This is a genomic window from Candidatus Nanopelagicales bacterium (assembly GCA_041393815.1).
Lineage (GTDB): Bacteria > Actinomycetota > Actinomycetes > S36-B12 > JAWKJK01 > JAWKJK01.
In genome coordinates, this window is sequence record JAWKJK010000007.1 from 108,644 (window position 1) to 128,762 (window position 20,119).

General features: G+C 73.5%; 18 protein-coding genes. 16 read left to right on the forward strand and 2 right to left on the reverse strand.

Going from position 1 to position 20,119, the window contains the following annotated elements; genetic code table 11:
• Positions 1–651, forward strand: coding sequence for a hypothetical protein (locus R2737_16845; GenBank protein ID MEZ5117932.1), 651 nt, complete (start codon positions 1–3; stop codon positions 649–651).
• 105 nt (positions 652–756) lie between these two features.
• Here the strand turns inward: R2737_16845 and disA are convergent, their stop codons facing one another.
• Positions 757–1,854 carry a DNA integrity scanning diadenylate cyclase DisA gene (gene disA / locus R2737_16850; GenBank protein MEZ5117933.1) on the reverse strand — a complete coding sequence of 366 codons (1,098 nt, stop codon included), beginning with the start codon at positions 1,852–1,854 and terminating at the stop codon, positions 757–759.
• A gap of 237 nt (positions 1,855–2,091) precedes the next feature.
• Here disA and radA point away from each other — a divergent pair, with 237 nt between their 5' ends.
• The 4 genes from radA to R2737_16870 all read left to right on the forward strand — a co-directional run bounded on the left by radA (position 2,092) and on the right by R2737_16870 (position 8,524).
• Positions 2,092–3,480, forward strand: coding sequence for a DNA repair protein RadA (gene radA, locus R2737_16855; GenBank protein MEZ5117934.1), 1,389 nt, complete (start codon positions 2,092–2,094; stop codon positions 3,478–3,480).
• 131 nt (positions 3,481–3,611) lie between these two features.
• The gene (locus tag R2737_16860) at positions 3,612–3,950 is read left to right on the forward strand and encodes a metalloregulator ArsR/SmtB family transcription factor (GenBank protein ID MEZ5117935.1); all 339 of its coding nucleotides are present in this window, start codon (positions 3,612–3,614) and stop codon (positions 3,948–3,950) included.
• Positions 3,951–4,024: 74 nt separating this feature from the next.
• Positions 4,025–5,626, forward strand: coding sequence for a SulP family inorganic anion transporter (locus R2737_16865; GenBank protein MEZ5117936.1), 1,602 nt, complete (start codon positions 4,025–4,027; stop codon positions 5,624–5,626).
• Between the two features lie 60 nt (positions 5,627–5,686).
• Positions 5,687–8,524 (forward strand): PAS domain S-box protein, encoded by a 2,838-nt coding sequence (locus R2737_16870; GenBank protein MEZ5117937.1) that lies wholly within the window; start codon positions 5,687–5,689, stop codon positions 8,522–8,524.
• Positions 8,525–8,554: 30 nt separating this feature from the next.
• Here R2737_16870 and R2737_16875 read toward each other — a convergent pair whose 3' ends face one another.
• Positions 8,555–9,298 (reverse strand): hypothetical protein, encoded by a 744-nt coding sequence (locus tag R2737_16875; GenBank protein ID MEZ5117938.1) that lies wholly within the window; start codon positions 9,296–9,298, stop codon positions 8,555–8,557.
• A 41-nt stretch (positions 9,299–9,339) separates the two neighbouring features.
• Between R2737_16875 and R2737_16880 the strand changes: the two genes are divergently transcribed.
• The 11 genes from R2737_16880 to R2737_16930 all read left to right on the forward strand — a co-directional run bounded on the left by R2737_16880 (position 9,340) and on the right by R2737_16930 (position 20,034).
• The gene (locus R2737_16880) at positions 9,340–10,269 is read left to right on the forward strand and encodes a Ppx/GppA phosphatase family protein (protein MEZ5117939.1); all 930 of its coding nucleotides are present in this window, start codon (positions 9,340–9,342) and stop codon (positions 10,267–10,269) included.
• Positions 10,266–12,611 carry an HAD-IC family P-type ATPase gene (locus R2737_16885; GenBank protein ID MEZ5117940.1) on the forward strand — a complete coding sequence of 782 codons (2,346 nt, stop codon included), beginning with the start codon at positions 10,266–10,268 and terminating at the stop codon, positions 12,609–12,611. Before R2737_16880 ends, R2737_16885 begins: the two co-directional genes overlap by 4 nt.
• Entirely contained in the window at positions 12,608–13,411 is an 804-nt protein-coding gene (locus R2737_16890; GenBank protein MEZ5117941.1) for a sugar phosphate isomerase/epimerase, read from the forward strand. The genes R2737_16885 and R2737_16890 overlap by 4 nt, the downstream gene beginning before the upstream one ends.
• 10 nt (positions 13,412–13,421) lie before the next feature.
• Positions 13,422–14,003: a TetR family transcriptional regulator gene (locus tag R2737_16895; GenBank protein ID MEZ5117942.1), complete on the forward strand. Its 582-nt coding sequence runs from the start codon at positions 13,422–13,424 to the stop codon at positions 14,001–14,003.
• A 9-nt stretch (positions 14,004–14,012) separates the two neighbouring features.
• Entirely contained in the window at positions 14,013–14,942 is a 930-nt protein-coding gene (locus R2737_16900; protein ID MEZ5117943.1) for a proline dehydrogenase family protein, read from the forward strand.
• Complete coding sequence (proC, locus tag R2737_16905) at positions 14,939–15,778, forward strand: pyrroline-5-carboxylate reductase (protein ID MEZ5117944.1); 840 nt, start codon at positions 14,939–14,941, stop codon at positions 15,776–15,778. Before R2737_16900 ends, proC begins: the two co-directional genes overlap by 4 nt.
• Before the next feature lie 46 nt (positions 15,779–15,824).
• A complete protein-coding gene (locus tag R2737_16910) occupies positions 15,825–17,021 on the forward strand; it encodes an acetoin utilization protein AcuC (GenBank protein ID MEZ5117945.1) in 1,197 nt (398 codons plus the stop codon).
• Between the two features lie 302 nt (positions 17,022–17,323).
• Positions 17,324–17,530 carry a helix-turn-helix domain-containing protein gene (locus R2737_16915; protein ID MEZ5117946.1) on the forward strand — a complete coding sequence of 69 codons (207 nt, stop codon included), beginning with the start codon at positions 17,324–17,326 and terminating at the stop codon, positions 17,528–17,530.
• A 194-nt stretch (positions 17,531–17,724) separates the two neighbouring features.
• The gene (locus R2737_16920) at positions 17,725–17,823 is read left to right on the forward strand and encodes an AURKAIP1/COX24 domain-containing protein (GenBank protein MEZ5117947.1); all 99 of its coding nucleotides are present in this window, start codon (positions 17,725–17,727) and stop codon (positions 17,821–17,823) included.
• A gap of 5 nt (positions 17,824–17,828) precedes the next feature.
• Entirely contained in the window at positions 17,829–18,896 is a 1,068-nt protein-coding gene (locus R2737_16925) for an NAD-dependent epimerase/dehydratase family protein (GenBank protein MEZ5117948.1), read from the forward strand.
• Positions 18,889–20,034 (forward strand): lysophospholipid acyltransferase family protein, encoded by a 1,146-nt coding sequence (locus R2737_16930; protein ID MEZ5117949.1) that lies wholly within the window; start codon positions 18,889–18,891, stop codon positions 20,032–20,034. The genes R2737_16925 and R2737_16930 overlap by 8 nt, the downstream gene beginning before the upstream one ends.
• Positions 20,035–20,119 lie beyond the last annotated feature (85 nt).

Below are 20,119 nucleotides of genomic sequence, written 5' to 3' on the forward strand. Positions count from 1 at the left end.
GTGAGCAGTGTCCTGTATCCGGTCGGACCGGAGCCGCCGGGGGTCTACTGGCGTCGCCGCGCGGCGATCCTGCTGGTCCTGCTCCTCATCCTGGCCCTGGTGTGGTGGTTCTTCGGCCGCGGTGGGGGCGACGGGGCGGAGCCGGCGGCGTCGGCCAGCGCGACGGCGACGGCGGAGCCCAGCGAGACGCCGACGGAGCCCACGCCGACCACGGAGCCCAGCGAGAGTCCCTCCGCGAGCGACTCGGCCAGCTCCGGCGAGGCCGGTGCCTGCGCCGACGACGTGATCGAGGTCGACGCCAGCACCGATGCCTCCAGCTACCCGGCCGGGTCCACCCCCAAGCTCACCCTGAAGATCACCAACGGCGGCAGCGAGGCGTGCGAGCGCGACGTCGGGCCGAAGGCGAACGAGCTGATCATCACCTCGGGCGGCTACCACGTGTGGTCGTCGGACGACTGCAACCCCAGCGACACGGTGGACGTGCGGACGCTGGAGGCCGGGGAGTCGGTGTCGGTCACGGTCACCTGGGACGGCCGGCTCAGCGCGGAGGGCTGCCCGGCCAACCAACCCGCGGCCAAGCCCGGCGGCTACGACCTCGAGGGCCGCAACGGCGACGTGGTGAGCGAGAAGCAGGCCTTCGCCCTCACCTGATCCCCCGTTCCCCGGATTGTGGTGCCGGTTGCGTGGGCTACAACTCACGCAACCGGCACCACAACGCAGGTGCGGGTGGGTGGGACGCGGTCGGGCCGAGGGTGGTCAGACGTAGCGCTCGAGGATGCTGGACTCGGCCAGCCGGGACAGCCCCTCGCGGATCGAGCGGGCCCGGGCCTCGCCGACGCCCTCGACCGCCTGCAGGTCGTCGATGCCGGCGGCCAGCAGCCGCTGCAGCGACCCGAAGTGGTCGATCAGCCGGTCGATCACCGGCTCGGGCAGCCGGGGGACGCGGGCCAGCAGCCGGTAGCCGCGCGGGCTGACCGCATGCTCCAGCGAGTCCGACGCCGAGGGCAGGCCGATCGCGCGTACGACATGACCGAGGTCGAGCAGCTCCGAGCCGCCGAGGGCGTCGAGATCGGCCAACGCATGCTCGACCCGACGCCCCTTCTTGCCGGTCGGGGCGGGCAAGTAGTCGCGGACCACCAGCCGGCGGTCGGTGTCGACCCCGGCCACCAGCTCCCCGAGCTGCAGCGACAGCAGGCGGCCGTCGGTGCCGAGCTCGACGACGTAGCCCTCGATCTCGCTGGCGATGCGGCGCACCATCTCCGCCCGCTGGGCGACCGCGGCCACGTCGCGGACCGTGACCAGGTCCTCGATCTCCAGCGCGGACAGGGTGCCGCTGACCTCGTCCAGCCGCAGCTTGTAGCGCTCCAGCGTCGCCAGCGCCTGGTTGGCGCGGGACAGGATGGCCGCGGAGTCCTCCAGCACGTGCCGCCGACCGTCCACGTACAGCGCGATGATGTTCATCGACTTGCTCACGCTGATGACGGGGAACCCGGTCTGGCGCGACACGCGGTCCGCGGTGCGGTGGCGGGTCCCGGTCTCCTCGGTGGGGATCGACGGGTCGGGCATGAGCTGGACCGCGGCGCGCAGCAGCCGGTTGGCGTCCCGGTCCAGGATGACGGCGCCGTCCATCTTGGACAGCTCGCGCAGCCGGGTGGCCGAGAACTCGACGTCGAGCACGAAGCCGCCGCCGGCGATCTGCTCCACGACCTTGTCGTGGCCGAGCACCACGAGGCTGCCGGTACGCCCGCGCAGGATGCGCTCGAGGCCGTCGCGCAATGCGGTACCGGGGGCGACCAGGGCCAGGGTGCCGCGCAGCCGCGCGTCACGGTCGCCGTCCGGGTGGGCGGGGGACATGCGATCTCCGGGGGTTGCGGGGGAGGCCGGGCCGCCGGGGGTGGCCGGCGCGACGCGCGCGCCAGCCTACCCACGAGTGGCTGCCCGCACCGGACGTCGGACCGCGCGGGTACGGTCCTGGCCGGGTCGTGGCTCGCGGCGGCGCTGTGGGTTCCCGCTCGGCGGGACTGAGGCGACGCCGGGGGGTCTGGCGACGAGCCCGACCAGGCCGCGAGACCCGCGGGAGAGGAGGCGGTGATGGCCAGGACGGCCGCGACGTTCCGCTGCACCGCCTGCGACGCCGTCTCGGTGAAGTGGGTCGGGCGGTGCCCCCGGTGCGGCGCCTACGGCACGGTGGCCGAGGTCGCCACCCCGACCCCGGCACCCGGGCAGCGGGCCTCGGCTGCGGCGCGCCCACCGGGCCGTCCGGCCCGGCCGGTCACCGAGGTCATGGGCGACGGCCCCGTACGCCGGATCGAGACCGGGCTGGGCGAGTTCGACCGGGTCCTCGGCGGGGGACTGGTGGCGGGGCAGGTCGTGCTGCTGGCCGGGCCCCCGGGGTCGGGCAAGAGCACCCTGCTGCTCGCGGTGGCCGACGCCGTCGCCACCCGGCACTCGCGTCGGGTGCTGTACGTCTCGGGCGAGGAGTCGGTCGAGCAGGTGGCGGTGCGTGCGCGGCGGGTGGGCGCGGAGTCCGCGCACCTGCTGCTGGCGGACGACACCGACCTGGCGGTCCTCCTGGGCCACCTCGACGAGCACGCGGCCGACGTGGGCCTGGTCATCGTCGACTCCGTCCAGACGATCGCCTCCGCCGAGGTCGAGGGCCGGGCGGGCGGGGTGACCCAGGTGATGGCGGTGGCGCAGGTGCTCACCCGGGTCGCCAAGTCCCGCGGGCTGCCGATGATCCTGGTCGGCCAGGTCACCAAGGACTCCACGGTCGCCGGCCCGCGCGCGCTGGAGCACATCGTCGACGCCACGCTGAACCTCGACGGCGACCGGCACACCTCGTTGCGGCTGCTGCGCTCGGTGAAGAACCGGTTCGGGTCGCTGGAGGTGGCGGCCTTCGAGCAGACCGACGCCGGCATGCGCGAGGTGGTCGACCCCAGTGTGCTGTTCCGCGGCGAGCGGGACGCCCCGGTGCCGGGCACCTGCGTCACGGTGACGGTCGAGGGCCACCGGGCGCTGCTGGCCGAGGTGCAGGCGCTGGTGGCGCCGACGACCAACCCCAACCCGCGCCGCGGCGTGTCCGGCCTGGACTCCTCCCGGATGGCGATGCTCATCGCCGTGGCGGAGCGGACCGCGGGGCTGCGACTGCACGACAAGGACGTGTTCCTGGCGACGCTCGGGGGGATGCGGCTCGTGGACCCCGCCGCCGACCTCGCGGTGTGCCTGGCCGTCGTGTCCGCCGGCACCGGTACCCCGCTTGCGCTGGACGTCGCGGCGATCGGCGAGGTCACCCTGTCCGGCGACGTCCGCCCGGTTCCGATGATGTCCGAGCGGGTGGCGGAGGCGGTGCGGCTGGGCTACCGGCGGCTGCTGGTGCCCGAGGGGACCGCGGCCCGCGTCAACGACCGCGCCCGCGGGGCCGACCTGCGCGAGGTGGGCGGCCTGGCACCTGCCCTGTCCGCGCTGCTCGGCGGCGGCTGACGGGAGAGGCCCGGCCCAGCGCCCGGGTCCTCACATGAAGACTTGAACGATTCTTCATTTCTGCAGTACGGTCCCCCACGGTCGCGCCACCGCCCCTCCCGGCGGACTGAGGCCGGCACCGTGGAGGACCCGTGACTGTCCCGCTCTACCAGGCCAAGGCCGAGTTCTTCCGCACCCTGGGCCATCCGGCCCGGATCCGGGTCCTCGAGCTGCTCAGCGAGCGCGACCACGCCGTGCACGAGTTGCTGGACGCGGTCGACATCGAGCCGAGCAACCTCTCCCAGCAGCTGGCCGTCCTCCGGCGGGCCGGGCTGGTGGCGCAGCGCCGCGAGGGCGGGGAGGTGGTCTACTCCCTGGTCGTCCCCGAGGTGCGCGACCTGCTGCTCGCCGGTCGGGCCATCCTGACCCGGCTCATCGACGACCAGCTCGCCCTGCGGCGCGAGCTCGGCCGTGGCGGGCGGCGCGGGTGAGCGGGACACCGTGCGCGGCCGCGACGTGGGCCAGGCTGCGCGCCGTCCTCCCCCGTCGGCGCGACCTCGTCGCGATGGGTCGAAGCCCGCGCAGGGACCTGGTGGCGGGGGTCACCGTCGCGGTCGTCGCGCTGCCGCTGGCGCTCGCGTTCGGGATCTCCTCCGGCCTGGGCGCCGGTGCAGGCCTCGTGACCGCGATCTTGGCCGGCGGGCTGGCCGCCTTCTTCGGCGGCAGCAACCTGCAGGTGTCCGGACCGACGGGGGCCATGACCGTGGTCCTCGTCCCGATCGTGGCCCAGTACGGGACGACGGCGGTCCTCACCGTGGGGCTGCTCGCCGGGGTGCTGCTGCTCGGCCTGGCGCTGGCCCGGGCCGGCCGGGTGATGCGCTACATCCCGCTGCCGGTGGTCGAGGGCTTCACCCTCGGGATCGCGGTGATCATCGCCCTGCAGCAGGTCCCGGCCGCGCTCGGCGTGCCCGGCGAGGGCGAGAAGGTGCTGCTCGCCGCCGTGGACGCCGTGGTCACGTGGGTGCAGCAGCCGCAGTGGCTTCCGGTCGCCGTGGCTGCCGGGGTGGCCGCCGTCATGCTCGTGGGGGCGCGCCTGCGACCCGGCCTCCCGCTGTCCCTGGCCGCCGTCGTCGTCGCGTCCGTGGCCGTGGGCGTCTCGGGTGCCGCCGTCGCCGTCATCGGCCCGGTGCCCTCGACCCTGCCCGCCCCGCAGCTGCCGCCGCTGTCGCCGGCGCTCGTCAGCGCCCTGGTCGTGCCGGCGGTGGCGGTCGCGGCCCTGGCGGCACTGGAGTCGCTGCTGTCGGCCACCGTGGCCGACGCCATGAGCGTGGCCGAGCGGCACGACTCCGACCGGGAGCTGTTCGGGCAGGGGATCGCGAACCTGGCCAGCCCGCTGTTCGGGGGGATCCCCGCGACGGCGGCGATCGCCCGCACAGCGGTCAACGTACGGGCGGGGGCCCGCTCGAGACTGGCCGCCATCACGCACTCGGCGGTCCTGCTGCTCATCGTGCTGGTCGGCTCGCGCTGGGTGGCCGAGATCCCGTTGGCCGCCCTGGCGGGCGTCCTGATCGCGACGGCGGTGCAGATGGTCGAGGTCTCCAGCCTGCGGGCGCTGCTGCGCTCCACAAGGGGCGACGCCCTCGTTCTCGTGGTCACTGCGGTGGCGACCGTCCTGCTGGACCTCGTGACCGCCGTGATCCTCGGTCTCGTCGTCGCCGGGTTCGCCGCTCTCCGCCAGGTCGCCAGGACCGCGCGCGTGGACGAGACGCCGCTGGACGAGGACCACGGCGACGAGGAGAGCCGGCTGCTGGCGGACCGCATCGTGGCCTACCGGCTGGACGGCCCGCTGTTCTTCGGCGCCGCGCACACCTTCCTGCTGGAGCTGTCCGAGGTCGGCGACGTACGGGTGGTCGTGCTGCGGATGTCCCGCATCCTGAGCCTGGACGCGACCGGTGCCTCGGTCCTCGCCGACACGATCACCCGGCTCGAGGGACGGGGGGTGACCGTGCTCATGTCGGGCGTCCGGCCGGGGCACGACCGAGTGCTCCGGCAGCTCGGCGTCTACGACAGCCTCGCTCACGAGGGTCACCTGTTCGCGACCACGCCCGAGGCCATCGCGCACGCGCGGGTGCATGCCTCCGGCGCGGCGCACCCCCGTCCCGGGTGACCCGGTCGCGCTGCGACGGGCCCGGTCGGAGTGCCACGATGCCGACGGAAGGAGGCGGGGGTGAGGCAAGGGCCGTCGTCGGGGGGCGACGCCTCGCTGCGCGCGGCGGTGGAGTCGCTGCTCGACCCTTGGGTGCTGCTCGCGCCGGTGCGCGACGACGCGGGCACCGTCGTCGACTTCGAGTTCGCCGACGCGAACGCCGCGGCGTGCGACTACAACCGCAAGCCCCGGGCCGAGCTGGTGGGGGCCCGGCTGCTCGACCTGCTGCCCGGCCACGCGGCCACCGGACTGCTGGGCCAGTACGCCGCCGCAGTGGAGACGGGGCAGGCCCTCGACCTCGACGATCTGACGTACGCCCAGGAGCTGCTCGGCAGTCTGCCGCGCCGCTATCTGGTGCGGGCGGTCCCGGTCGAAGACGCGCTCAGCTGTACCTGGCGTGACGTCACCGGACGGTACGAGGAGCAGGAACGGCTGGCCGCGAGCGAGGAGCGCTTCCGCCGCGCGTTCTCGGAGTCCGCGATCGGGATGTGCCTGGTGTCGCCGGACGGGCGGTTCCTGGAGGTCAACGCGGCCCTGTGCGCCCTGTTCGACCGCGACATCGACGAGATGGCCTCGCTCACCTGGCAGGAGCTGACCCATCCGGACGACCTGGACGACGACCTCGCCCTGGTCGCCTCCGTGGTGGCCGGGGAGCGGGACCACTACCACCTGCGCAAGCGCTTCCTGCGGCCCGACGGGACCGTGGTGCACGGTGTCCTCACCGTCAGCGGGATCCGCGATCACAGCAGCCGACTGGCCTACTTCGTCTCCCAGATCGTCGACGTCACCGAGGAGGTGCTGGCCCAAACCGCGCTGGAGCGCGCGTTGTGGGAGCGTCGTCGGCTCCTCGACCAGCTCCCGGTCGGCGTCTACGCGATGCGGATGACCGCGCAGGGGGACGTGGGGTTCGACTACGTCAGCCCTGCGCTGTGCCGCCTCGTCGGCATCAGCGAGGAGGCGCTGATGGCCGACGTCCGGCTGGCCTTCGACGTCGCCCACCCCGACGACCGGCCCGGACTCCTGGCGGCGAACGAGGCAGCGGTCGCCGCCGTCGAGCCGTTCACCTGGGAGGGCCGGTTCCTGGTGTCGGGGCAGGATCGGTGGGTGCGCCTGCACTCGGTGCCGGACCGCGAGCGGTCCGGGGACCTGGTCTGGCACGGAGTCATCAGCGACGTCACGGACGAGGTCCGGGCCCGGGAGCAGGCCGTCGACGCGGCCCGGGAGTTCCGCCTGCTGGCGGAGAACTCGTCCGACGTGGTCTACCGGACCGGGCCGGACGGCCGGTGCGTGTGGGTGTCGCCCTCGGTGCGGGAGGTCCTCGGCTGGGAGGCCGCGGACTGGGTCGGCCGCAGGATGGCCACCCTCGTGCACCCGGACGACCTCGCCGAGGCCGAGCGCCTGCGGGCCGCCGCTGTCAGCGACCCCGAGGCGTACGTGCCGAGCCGGATCGAGCTGCGCTACGCCGACGTGGATGCGCACTGGCGCTGGATGTCGGCACGAGGCCGCCCCGTCACCGGGGCGGAGGGCACCGTCACCGGCGGTGTCACCGCGCTGCGCGACGTGCACGACGAGGTCACCGCCCGCGAGGCGCTGCGCGAGCGGGAGGAGCAGTACCGCGCGGTTGCCGAGCACTCGTCGGACGTGGTCCTGCGCAGTCGGTCAGGGATCGCCGACTGGGTGTCGCCGTCAGCGGTCGACGTCCTGGGGCTGGAGCCCGAGGAGCTGGTCGGGACCGACCTGACCCGGCGGGTCCACCCCGAGGACCTGGACCGGCTGCTGGCCGCTCGGTCCGAGCTCGAGCCGGGGTCGGTCAGCGTGCTGCGGTTCCGGGTCCTGCGCGGGGACCGGTCCTGGCGCTGGTTCGAGGCGCAGACCCGGCTGTGGATCGATGCCGACGGGGAGGCCCAGGGAGCGGTCATGGCCCTGCGGGACGTCGACGAGGCCGTCGTCGCGCAGCAGCAGCTCGAGGAGTCCCGGCAGCTGCTGCGCACCACCCTCGACGCGATGGTCGACCCGTGGGTCCTGCTGGCCGCCGTGCGCGCGGACGACGGCCGGATCGTCGACTTCGAGTACGCCGACGCCAACCCCGCGGCCTGCGCTGCCAACGGGCTGCCCCGTGAGCGGCTGCTCGGCCGGCGGCTGCTGGACCTGTTCCCCGAGCACGGGCCGAGCGGTCTGCTCGCCTCCTACGTGCGCGTGCTCGACACCGGCGAGCCGCTCTCGATGGACGACGTGCCGTTCCCCTCCCGCCTGCACGGAGGCGCGACCCGGTGGTTCGACAACCGCGCGGTCCAGGTCGGGCCGGATCGCCTCAGTTTCACCTGGCGGGACGTCACCGAGCGCTACGAGCTGCGCCAGCGCGACGCGCTTGCGGCCCGGCGTGACTCGCTCACCGGGCTGCCCAACCGGATCGAACTGGTCGAGCGGATCCAGGGCTTCCTGGCCCGCGCCGCGCGCACCGGCACCGAGCGAGCGGTCCTGTACTGCGACGTCGACCACTTCAAGCAGGTCAACGACCGCTACGGGCATGCGATGGGTGACCAGGTGCTGCGGACCGTCGCGCTGCGGATCGCCGGCTCGGTGCGCGCCCAGGACCTGGTGGCGCGCATGGGCGGCGACGAGTTCGTCGTCGTGCTCGACGGGGTGCACGACCGGGACGAGGCGGCCGCGGTGGCCGAGAAGGTGCGACGGGCGGTCGGAACCCCACTCCCGATGTGGGACGACGAGACCACCGTGACGATGAGCATCGGCGTGACCCTGGTCAGCGACTGCGGGGACCCCGAGTCGTGCCTGCACGCAGCCGACGTCGCGCTGTACCGGGCGAAGGCGGAGGGCCGGGACCGCGTCGCCGTTGCGTGAGACGGAACCGCTCGCCGACGGTGCCGGACGCTACCGGGGGTCCGCCGGGTGTGGCGCCGTCCGTCGCCCGCGGCGCTCGTGCGCCCGGCAGTGCCGCACCAGCTCGTCGTACCCCGGCTCGCCCATCAGCTCGACCAGCTCGTCGCGGTTGGTCACGTAGACCGGGTCGGTGCCGACGTGCGCCTCGGTGTTGCCGCTGCAGTACCAGTCCAGGTCGTGCCCCCCGGGACCCCAGCCGCTGCGGTCGTACTCCTCGATCGTGACGACGAGGACCTCGGTCTCGTCCGGGCGGGTGACGTGGTGGTACGAGCGCCGCAGGGGGAGCTGCCAGCACACGTCCGGCTTGGTCTGCACGAACGACACGCCCTCGCGCTCCGCGAGCCCGTGCAGCGCGCAGCCCTCGCCGCCGGCGAACCCGGGCCGGTTGAGGAAGATGCAGGCGCCGTCGACCACCCGGGTCTTGCGGCGCCCCTCCTCGTCCTTCTCGGTGAACCCGCGCTTGCGGGCCTCGCGGCGGTGCTGCCAGGTCTCCTTCGTCAGCTTCTCGGCCCACCGCGCGACCCGCTTCTCGTCCGCCTTGTCCGCGTAGTGGGCGCCGAGCGTGCAGCAGCCGTCGTGCGGCCGGTCGGCGTAGATCCCCTGGCAGCCGCGGCCGAACACGCAGGTCCAGCGGGAGGTCAGCCAGGTGAGGTCGCAGCGGAAGACCTGACCCTCGTGGGCGGGGTCGGGGAACTCCACCCAGGCGCGGGGGAAACCGAGGTCGACTTCGGGCACCGGCGAAGCCTAGGGGCACCGGTGCAGGTACCTTCAACCGCGTGCGCCTCGCAGTGCTGGACATCGGGTCCAACACGGTCCACCTGCTCGTGGTGGACGCCCACTACGGCGCCGCCCCGCTGCCGGCCGAGTCGATGAAGACCCCGCTGCGGCTGGCGGAGCACCTGACCCCCGACGGCGACCTCGACTCGCGCGCCGTGCGCGCGCTGGTCGACTTCGTCCGCCGCTCGCTGGCCCGCGCCGAGGACCTGGGGGTCACCGACGTGATGGCGTTCGCCACGTCGGCGATCCGCGAGGCCGGCAACGGCGACGAGGTGCTCGACCGGGTCCGCGAGCTCGCCGGGGTGCAGCCGCAGGTGCTGTCCGGGGACGACGAGGCCCGGCTGACGTTCCTCGCCGTGCGCCGCTGGTTCGGCTGGTCCGCCGGCCGGGTGCTGGTGCTCGACATCGGCGGCGGCTCGCTGGAGATCGCGGTCGGCTCCGACGAGGAGCCCGACGCGGCCGTGTCCGTACCCCTCGGCGCCGGCCGCGTGACCCGTGCGTTCCTGCCCGGCGACCCGCCCGACCCCGACGCCGTACGGGCGTTGCGCCGGCACGCGCGTGCCACCATCGCCGACGTGGCCGGCAGGGTGCTCCGGGTGGGCGAACCGCGGATCGCGGTCGCGACGTCCAAGACATTCCGCCAGCTCGCGCGGATCTGCGGCGCCGCGCCGAGCAGCGAGGGCTTCCACGTGCCGCGCGCCCTGACGCGGGAGGACCTCGGCGAGTGGGTCCCCCGGCTGGCCGCGATGACCCGCAAGGAGCGCGCCAAGCTGCCCGGGGTGTCCGATGCGCGCGCCGGCCAGATCCTGGGGGGAGCGATCGTGGCGGAGGCGGCGATGGACCTCTTCTCGCAGGATCGGCTGGAGATCTGCCCGTGGGCCCTGCGCGAGGGAGTCATCCTGCGCCGGCTGGACGGGCTCGAGCGGTGACGGTCACGACCGAGGTCGACCCCCGGGTCGGCCTGACTGCGGCACAGGTCGCGGAGCGCATCGCCCGCGGGCAGACCAACGACGCCCCCGACCCGCGCAGCCGCAGCCTCGGCGACATCGTCCGGACCAACACGTTCACCTGGTTCAACGGGCTGATCGGCACGCTGTGGGTCCTGATGATGCTGGTGGCGCCCTGGCAGGACGCCCTGTTCGGCATCGTCGTCGTCGCCAACACCGGCATCGGGATCGTCCAGGAGTACCGCGCCGCCCGGGCGCTGGCCAAGCTGTCCGTGATCGGGGAGGCCAAGCCGGTCGTACGCCGCGACGGGGTCGACGCAGAGGTACGACCCAGCGAGGTGGTGCTCGACGACGTCGTCGTCCTGCGCCCCGGCGACCAGCTCGTCGTCGACGGCGTCGTCCTGGAGGGGCAGAGCCTGGAGATCGACGAGAGCCTGCTGACGGGCGAGGCGGACCCGGTCGACAAGTCCGTCGGCGACGAGGCGATGTCGGGGTCGTTCGTCGTGGCGGGCTCGGGCCTCTACCAGGCCACCCGCGTCGGCAAGGACTCGTTCGCATCAGGGCTGACGGCGGAGGCGAAGAAGTACTCGCTCACCAACTCCGAGCTGCGCGACTCGATCATGCGGTTCATCCGCTTCGTGTCGTGGTTCCTCATCCCGATCGGCGTCCTGCTGATCGTCTCCCAGCTGCGCGCAGACATCCCCCTCAAGGACGCGATCCGCGGGTCGATCGCCGGCGTGGTCACGATGGTGCCCGAGGGCCTGGTACTGCTCACCAGCATCGCGATGGCGGTCGCCGTGGTCCGGCTGGCGCAGAAGAAGACGCTGGTCCAGGAGATGCCGGCGGTCGAGGTCCTGGCCCGCGTCGACGTGGTCTGCGTCGACAAGACCGGCACCCTTACCCAGCCGGGCATGGCGGTGCGCGACGTGGTCGTGCTGGACCCGGAGGCCCCGGTCGACCAGGCGCTCGGGGCGATGGGCGCCAGCGAGGAGAGCCCCAACCCCACGCTGCAGGCGGTGGCCGCGGCGTACGCCTCGCCCGGCTGGCGGATGACCGACGGGATCGCGTTCTCCTCGGCCCGCAAGTGGTCGGCCGCCACGTTCGAGGGCCAGGGCACCTGGCTGCTCGGCGCCCCCGAGATCCTGCTGCCGGACGGGGACCCGGCCCGGGCCACCTCCGACGAGATCGCCGCGCGCGGCTCCCGGGTGCTGCTGCTGGCCCGCTCGACCGCCGGACCGGGCGCCGGACCGGACGCCGATGGCGATGCCGGTCCGGTGGCCGCGGCCGCGCTGGTCGTGATCGAGCAGCTGCTGCGCCCCGACGTCGCGGACACGATGCGCTACTTCCTCGACCAGGACGTCGAGATCAAGGTGATCTCCGGGGACAACCCGACGACGGTGGGTGCCATCGCGGTGCAGGCCGGGATCCCGCGCGCCGAGGACCCGGTGGACGCACGCACGCTGCCGGAGGACGTCGCCGAGCTGGCCGAGGTGATGGAGGGGCACTCGGTCTTCGGCCGCGTCACCCCGGCGCAGAAGCAGCAGATGGTGGAGGCGCTGCATCTGAAGGGCCACACGGTCGCCATGACCGGCGACGGCGTCAACGACGTGCTGGCGCTCAAGAAGGCCGACCTCGGCATCGCGATGGGGTCCGGGTCCGCTGCCACCCGCGCCGTCGCGCAGATCGTGCTGCTGGACAACAAGTTCTCCGTCATGCCCTCGGTCGTGGCGGAGGGCCGGCGGGTGCTCGGCAACATCGAGCGGGTGTCCGACGTCTTCCTGACCAAGAGCATCTACGCCGCGATCATCTCCCTCATGACCGGCGTGTTCGCGGTCGCGTTCCCGTTCCTGCCCCGTCACCTGTCGGTGATCAGCTCGCTCACCATCGGCATCCCCGGCTTCTTCCTGGCGCTGATGCCCAACACCGAGCGCTTCCGGCCGGGCTTCTTCCGCCGGGTCCTGCTGTTCGCCGTCCCCGCGGGTGTCATCGCCGCCGCCTCGGCCTTCACCAGCTACCTGATCGCCAGCAGGGTCACCGACGACGCCTCGGCCAAGACGTCCGCCACGGTCACGCTGTTCATCGTCGCGCTCGCGGTCCTGCTGCAGTCCGCCCGGCCGCTGAACCCGATCCGCTGGGCGATCGTGGGGCTGATGGCCGCGATGTTCCTGGCGATCCTCTACATCCCGCCGCTGTCGCGATTCTTCGCCCTGGACCTGTCCGCCGACGCCGACAGTCTGGTGGCGGTCGGCATCGGACTCGTCGGCGGGGCGCTGGTCCTGCTCGCCACCCGGATCACGGACAAGTGGCGCCGGGCTCCCGCATGAGCATCCGCATCCCGGACGCGAAGGTGGCCCTGTCCACCACCTCGGTCTACCCGGAGTCGACCGCGGCCGGGTTCGAGATCGCCAGCAAGCTCGGCTACGACGGCGTCGAGGTCATGGTGATGACCGAGGCGGTCAGCCAGGACCCCGACGCGCTGCGGCGGCTGTCGGACCACTACGCGATCCCGATCCTGTCGGTGCATTCGCCGTGCCTGCTGCTGACGCAGCGGGTGTGGGGGACCGACCCGTGGGTGAAGCTGATGCGGGCCCGCCGCGCCGCCGAGTCCCTGGGCGCGCCCACCGTGGTGGTCCACCCGCCCTTCCGCTGGCAGCGCGACTACGCCCGCGACTTCGTCCTGGGCCTCGACCGGCTGTCGCGGGACACCGACATCCGGTTCGCGGTCGAGAACATGTACCCGTGGCGGGCCCGCAACCGCGAGCTGGCCGCGTACTCCCCCGGGTGGGACGTTCGCACGGAGGACTACCCGCACACCACCCTGGACCTGTCGCACACGGCCGTGTCCGGGTCCGACGCGGTCGAGTACGCCGCGGACCTCGGTGAGCGGCTGGCGCACGTCCACCTCGCCGACGGGTCGGGCTCCGCGCGGGACGAGCACCTCATCCCCGGCCGGGGCAACCAGCGCTGCGGCGAGGTGCTCGAGGGGCTGGCCCGCAACGGGTTCGCCGGGACGGTCGTCGTGGAGGTCAGCACGCGCGGGGCCACCTCCCGCGCGGAGCGCGAGGCGGACCTGGCCGAGGCGCTCGCCTTCGCCCGACTGCACCTGGCCGCCGCCAGCCCCTAAGGTGACGCCCATGGCCACGGACGAGGTGCGGGACGCAGTCCTGGACGCCGCCCGCGCGGCCTTCCACGCGCGTGGGTACGTCGGGACCACGATGAAGGGCGTGGCCGCCGCCGCCGGCGTCGCGCCGACCGTGGTGCGCAAGTACTACGCCAGCAAGGACCGCCTGTTCGCCGCCGCGATGCGACTGCCGTTCGACCCCGCGTCCGCGGTGCCGGAGCTGCTGGCCCCGGGGCTGGACGGCATGGGCGAGCGGCTGGTCCGGGCGACCTTCGACGTGCTGGGCGACGAGGAGTCCCGGCAGGACCTGATCGCCCTGTTCCAGGCCGGCGCCTCGGCCGGCAGGGCCGCGCAGTCCGTCCGGGACTTCCTCGAGGACAGCCTCATCGACCGGATCGCCGCCGGCGTCGGCATCCCGGACGCCCGGATGCGGGCGGCCCTCATCTCCGCCCAGCTCGTCGGCCTGGCGGTCACCCGCTACGTGATCAAGCTCGAGCCGCTGGCCTCGGCGCCCGAGGAGCAGGTCGTCCGGCTCTACGCCCCCGCGATCCAGGACCTGCTCGACCCGTCCAAGCCCCTGCCGGGCGCGAAATAGGAGGACCCCGTGATCCGCCGGGCCCTGCTCACCGTCTCCAACATCACCGCGATCCGCGACGTCGCGGTGGCGGCGCCGATCACCCGCGACGTGGTCCGGCGGTTCATCGCCGGTGAGCGCACCCCCGACGCGGTCTCCGTCGCCGCGGCGCTGGCCGCCCAGGGGCTCGCGGTGACCATCGACCGGCTCGGCGAGGACACCCTGGAGGTCCGGCAGGCCGACGAGACGCGGGACGCCTACCTCGAGCTGCTGACGGCGCTGGCCGAGGTCGGCCTGACCGGCGCGACCGAGGTCTCGGTGAAGCTGTCCGCGGTCGGCCAGGCGCTGCCCGGCGACGGGGAGAAGATGGCGCTGGAGAACGCCCGGGCCATCTGCGCGAAGGCGCACGAGGTCGGCACCACGGTGACCCTCGACATGGAGGACCACACCACCACCGACTCGACGCTGGGCATCCTGCGCGACCTGCGGGTCGACTTCCCCGAGACCGGCGCGGTGCTGCAGGCCTACCTGCGCCGGACCGAGGCCGACTGCCGGGACCTCGCGTACGCGGGCTCGCGGGTCCGCCTGTGCAAGGGCGCGTACAAGGAGCCGGAGACCGTCGCGTACACGTCGCGGCAGGAGATCGACAAGGCGTACGTCCGCTGTCTGAAGATCCTGATGGCCGGGGACGGCTACCCGATGATCGCCAGCCACGACCCGCGGCTGATCGAGATCGCCGGGGCGCTCGCGGTCCGCAACGACCGCGCGAAGGGGACGTACGAGTACCAGATGCTCTACGGCATCCGGCCGGACGAGCAGCGTCGCCTCACGGGCCAGGGCGAGACCATGCGCGTCTACGTCCCGTACGGCGAGGACTGGTACGGCTACATGGTCCGCCGGATGGCCGAGAAGCCGGCCAACCTCGGACTCTTCCTGCGCTCGTTGACGTCCACGTCGTGAGCGCCGACCGCGACGACCCGGGAGGGGTTCAGGTGGCACAGGTCGCCGTCCTCGGCGCTGGCGTGATGGGGGAGACCCTGCTGTCCGGGCTGCTGCGCGCCGGCCGGCCCACCTCGGACCTGCTCATCACCGAGCGACGCCCGGACCGGGCCGCCGAGCTGCACGAGCGCTACGGCGTCGACGTGGTGGACAACGTGACGGCCGCCCAGCGCGCGCACACGCTCGCGCTGGTGGTCAAGCCCCAGGACATGGGCGCGCTGCTCGACGAGATCGGGCCGCACCTGCGGGAGGGCGCGCTGGTCGTGTCGCTGGCCGCGGGCATCACCACCGCGTTCCTGGAGTCCCGGCTGCCCGCCGGCGTCGCGGTGGTGCGGGTGATGCCCAACACCCCCGCGCTGGTGGACCAGGGGATGGCCGCGGTGTCCCCCGGCACGCACTGCGACACCCGGCACCTGGAGGAGGCCGAGTCGCTGCTGGGCTCGGTGGGCAAGGTGCTGCGGGTGCCGGAGTCCCAGCAGGACGCGGTCACCGCCATCTCCGGCAGCGGCCCGGCGTACGTGTTCTACGTCGTCGAGGCCATGATCGAGGCCGGGGTCATGCTCGGGATGCCGCGCGCCACCGCCCACGAGTTGGTCATCCAGACCGTGTATGGCGCGGCCGCCATGCTCAAGGAGACCGGCGAGCACCCGACGGTGCTGCGGGAGAACGTCACGTCGCCGGCGGGGACGACGGTCGCCGCGCTGCGCGAGCTGGACGACCACAAGGTCCGGGCGGCGTTCCTCACCGCGATGGAGGCGGCACGCGACCGCAGCCGCGAGCTGGCCGCCGGTTCCTGACCGGGCCATCCCGCGCGGCCCGGGCCCGCGGGGCTAGCGTGGCCCCATGAGCGAGCGGGTCGCGGTCGTCTGGGACGAGGACCTCCGCGAGTACGACTTCGGTGCCGGGCACCCGCTCGCCCCGATCCGGGTGCAGCTGGCCATGCGGCTGGCGGTGGACTTCGGCCTGCTCGACCTCGCCCAGGTGCAGGTGCTCGGCCCGGTGGCCCCGGTCGACGACGCGCTGCTGCTGCGGGTGCACGAGCCGGCGTACGTGGAGGCGGTCCGGGCGGCGTCCGACGACCCGTCGTTCGTGGACGCGGCGCGCGGTCTGGGGACCCCGGACGACCCGGTCTTCCCGGGAATGCACCGGGCAGCGGCCCGGGTCGCGGGGGCCAGCCTGCTGGCCGCCCGGGCGGTGCACGAGGGGACGGTGGAGCACGCGGTCAACCTCGCCGGTGGGCTGCACCACGCGATGCCCGGCGCGGCGGAGGGCTTCTGCGTCTACAACGACATCTCGGTGGCGATCGCCTGGCTGCTGGACCAGGGCGTGGAGCGGGTGGCCTACATCGACGTCGACGTCCACCACGGCGACGGGGTGCAGACGTCCTTCTGGGACGACCCGCGGGTGCTCACCATCTCCATCCACGAGTCCCCGCGGACGCTGTTCCCCGGGACCGGCTACCCGCACGAGGTCGGCGGGCCCGGCGCGGAGGGCTCCGCGGTCAACATCGCGCTGCCGCCGGGCACCGGCGACCAGGGCTGGCTGCGCGCCTTCCACGCGGTCGTCCCGCACCTACTGGAGGAGTGGAAGCCGACGGTGATCGTCAGCCAGCACGGCTGCGACACCCACTTCGACGACCCGCTGGCGCACCTGACCAAGTCCCTCGACGGCCAGCGGCTGGCCTACCAGGCGGTGCACCGGTGGGCGCACCGGTACGCCGGCGGCCGGTGGGTCGCGCTCGGCGGCGGGGGGTACGAGTGGGTGGACGTGGTCCCGCGGGCCTGGACCCACCTCATCGCGGAGGCGGCCGGCGCCCCGATCCCGCCGCGGACGGAGACCCCCGAGGCCTTCCGCGCGTACGTGATGGAGGCCCTCGGCCGGCCGGCGCCGTTCCACATGACCGACGGCCGGGACCCGTGGCCCAAGCCGTTCGAGTCCGGGTTCGACCCGGACGACCCGATCGACGCGACCGTGCTGGCCACCCGGCGGGCGGTCTTCCCGCTGCACGGCCTCACCGTCGAGCCGCACCACTGGTTCTGACCCCGACTGGTTCTGACCCGCCCGTTCGCCCGTTCCGACTGGTTCCCACTGGTGCCACGTCCGACCAGCTCCGGTGCCCCCGAGGGTGGTCGTACGTTCCACCGCCCGCGACAGGTGGCACGTACGACCGGTGCTGGCGGTGCTCGCGGTGGCTGTACGTGCCACCGGGGGCGGGGAGGGAGGAACCTCGCGGAACATCTTCCCCACGGGCCCCAACCTTCACTAGTCTGGGTCGTCAGCACGCGGACCGTGCGCGCCGGAGGGGAAGCCGGCGCCGCCGTGTGCGGAAGGTCCGGTGTGTCATGTCGTCGACTCCTGAGCGGCCCCTGTCGGAGGTCCGCTTCCTCACCGTCGCCGAGGTCGCCTCGCTCATGCGGGTCTCGAAGATGACGGTCTACCGCCTGGTCCACAACGGCGACCTGCCCGCGGTGCGGGTGGGGCGGTCGTTCCGGGTCCCCGAGCAGGCGGTCCACGACTACCTGCGCGAGTCGTTCATCGAGGCGGGCTGACGGTTCCTCGAGGCCGGCCGGGCCCGCGGCACCCGGCGGCGGAGCCCCGCGCCCCGGCCGGTCGCAGCAGGGTCCGCGGCGGGTAGGCTCGGACCCGCTCCAACGTCCGCGGGCCGGGTGCCCCCGGAACGTTCGTCCCGACGTCAGTCCGCCCACCGCGGCCGCGCCGTCGCCGACCCTGAACGAGGTCCCGCATGGGTTCCGTGATCAAGAAGCGCCGCAAGCGGATGGCGAAGAAGAAGCACCGCAAGCTGCTCAAGCGCACGCGCGTCCAGCGCCGCAACAAGAAGTAAGGCCGATGGGCCGGGTCGTCCTCGTCACCGGCGTCTCCCGCCACCTCGGCGGGCGCATGGCCCGCATCCTCACCGCCGACCCCGCGGTCGACCGGGTGGTGGGCGTCGACGTCGTCCCTCCGCGCACCGACATCGGCGGCGCGGAGTTCGTCCGGGCCGACATCCGCAACCCGATCATCGCGAAGGTGATGGCGGCGGCCGAGGTCGACACCGTCGTGCACATGGGCGTCATCTCCACGCCGCTGCAGGCCGGGGGCCGGGCGTCGATGAAGGAGATCAACGTCATCGGCACCATGCAGCTGCTGGCGGCCTGCCAGAAGGCGCCCTCGGTGTCGACGCTGGTGGTCAAGTCGACGACCTCGGTCTACGGCTCGGGTCCCAAGGACCCGGCCATGTTCACCGAGAAGATGGAGCCCAAGCACTCCCCGGCCTCCGGGTGGGCCAAGGACTCCGTCGAGGTGGAGGGCTACGTCCGCGGCTTCGCCCGTCGGCGCCCGGACGTCGCCGTCACGACCCTGCGGTTCGCGAACTTCATCGGCCCCTGGGTCGACACCGCGATGACGGCGTACTTCTCGCTACCGGTCGTCCCGACCGTGATGGGGTACGACGCCCGGCTTCAGTTCATCCACGAGGACGACGGGCTGGAGGCGCTGCGGCGGGTGACGGTCGACCCGAAGCCGGGCACGTTCAACGTCGCCGGCGACGGGATCATCATGCTCAGCCAGGCGATCCGCCGGGCGGGCCGCGCCTGGCTGGCGGTCCCGCCGCCGCTGGTCGGGCTGGTCGGCCGGGGCATGGTCCGCGCTGGCCTGGCGGACTTCTCCCCCGAGCAGGTCCGGTTCCTCACCTTCGGACGCGGGGTCGACACCACGCTGATGCGCACCCGGCTCGGGTTCGAGCCGCGCTACACCAGCGAGGCGGCGTTCGACGACTTCGTCGCCGCCCGCCGCCTCAACGCGCTGCTGGCGCCGGAGCGGGTGGCCGGGGTGGAGCGACGGGCGCTGCGGCTGCTCACCGGCGCCGTGCCGGCGACGGCCGCTGCCCCGTCGGGAGGAGGAACGGCGGATGCCTGACGCGCAGATCATCCCGATGGACGGCCAGCCGGGTCGGAGGCTGACCGCGTCGCAGGCGGCCCGCGCCGCCGGGGCCACCGGCTCGGCCCGACGCCGCTCCTCCGGTGACCAGCGGGCGACTACCCGGCGCCGTACCGGCGACAAGGACGGTGTCGACGCCACGGCTGCCGACGCGAGCGGTGCCGAGTCCGCAGCCGACGACGTCACCGCGGCGGATCCGGCCTCCGGGTCGGGCCCGGACGCCGAGGTGCACCCCATCTCGACGGGGTCGGCCCCGGAGGGGACGCCGTCCGGCCCGTCGGAGTGGGACCGCCGGTTGACCGAGACGCTGGACTTCCTGCGCCGTCGGGTCACCGGCGACTACGAGGTGGACGAGTACGGCTTCGACCCGGACCTGCTCGACCACGTGCTGATGGCACCGGTCCGCCCGCTGTACGACCGGTGGTTCCGGGTCGAGGCCCGCGGCCTCGAACGGGTCCCCGACACCGGGGGCGCGCTGCTGGTGGCCAACCACTCCGGCACCGTGGCCTGGGACGCCGTGATGACCCAGCTGGCGCTGCTGGACCACCACCCCGCCCACCGCACGCTGCGCATGCTCGGGGCCAACCTGGTCTTCCAGCTGCCGTTCGTCGGCGAGCTGTCGCGCAAGGGCGGCCACACGCTGGCCTGCAACCCCGACGCCGAGCGGCTGCTGTCCAGCGGCGAGCTGGTCGGCGTCTGGCCCGAGGGCTACAAGGGCATCGGGAAGCCGTACCGGGAGCGCTACAAGCTGCAGCGCTTCGGCCGCGGGGGCTTCGTGGCGGCCGCGCTGCGGTCGCGGGTGCCGATCATCCCGACGTCCATCGTCGGTGCCGAGGAGATCCACCCCATCATCGGCAACGTGAAGGTGCTGGCCCGGCTGTTCGGACTGCCGTACTTCCCCATCACCCCGACGTTCCCCTGGCTGGGCCCGCTGGGGATGGTGCCGCTGCCGAGCAAGTGGATCATCGAGTTCGGGGAGCCGATCCCGACCGACCAGCTCCCCGAGGGATCCGCCGACGACCCGATGCTGGTGTTCAACCTGACCGACCAGGTCCGCGAGACGATCCAGCAGACGCTCTACCGGTTGCTCGTGCAGCGTCGCTCGGTCTTCTTCTAGCCCGGGACCGGGCCGGTCCGGTCGATGCCCGCAGAGACCTTCGGCCCGGGCCGGGTGCCGGTGGTGGGTGCCAGGCTGTCGTCCG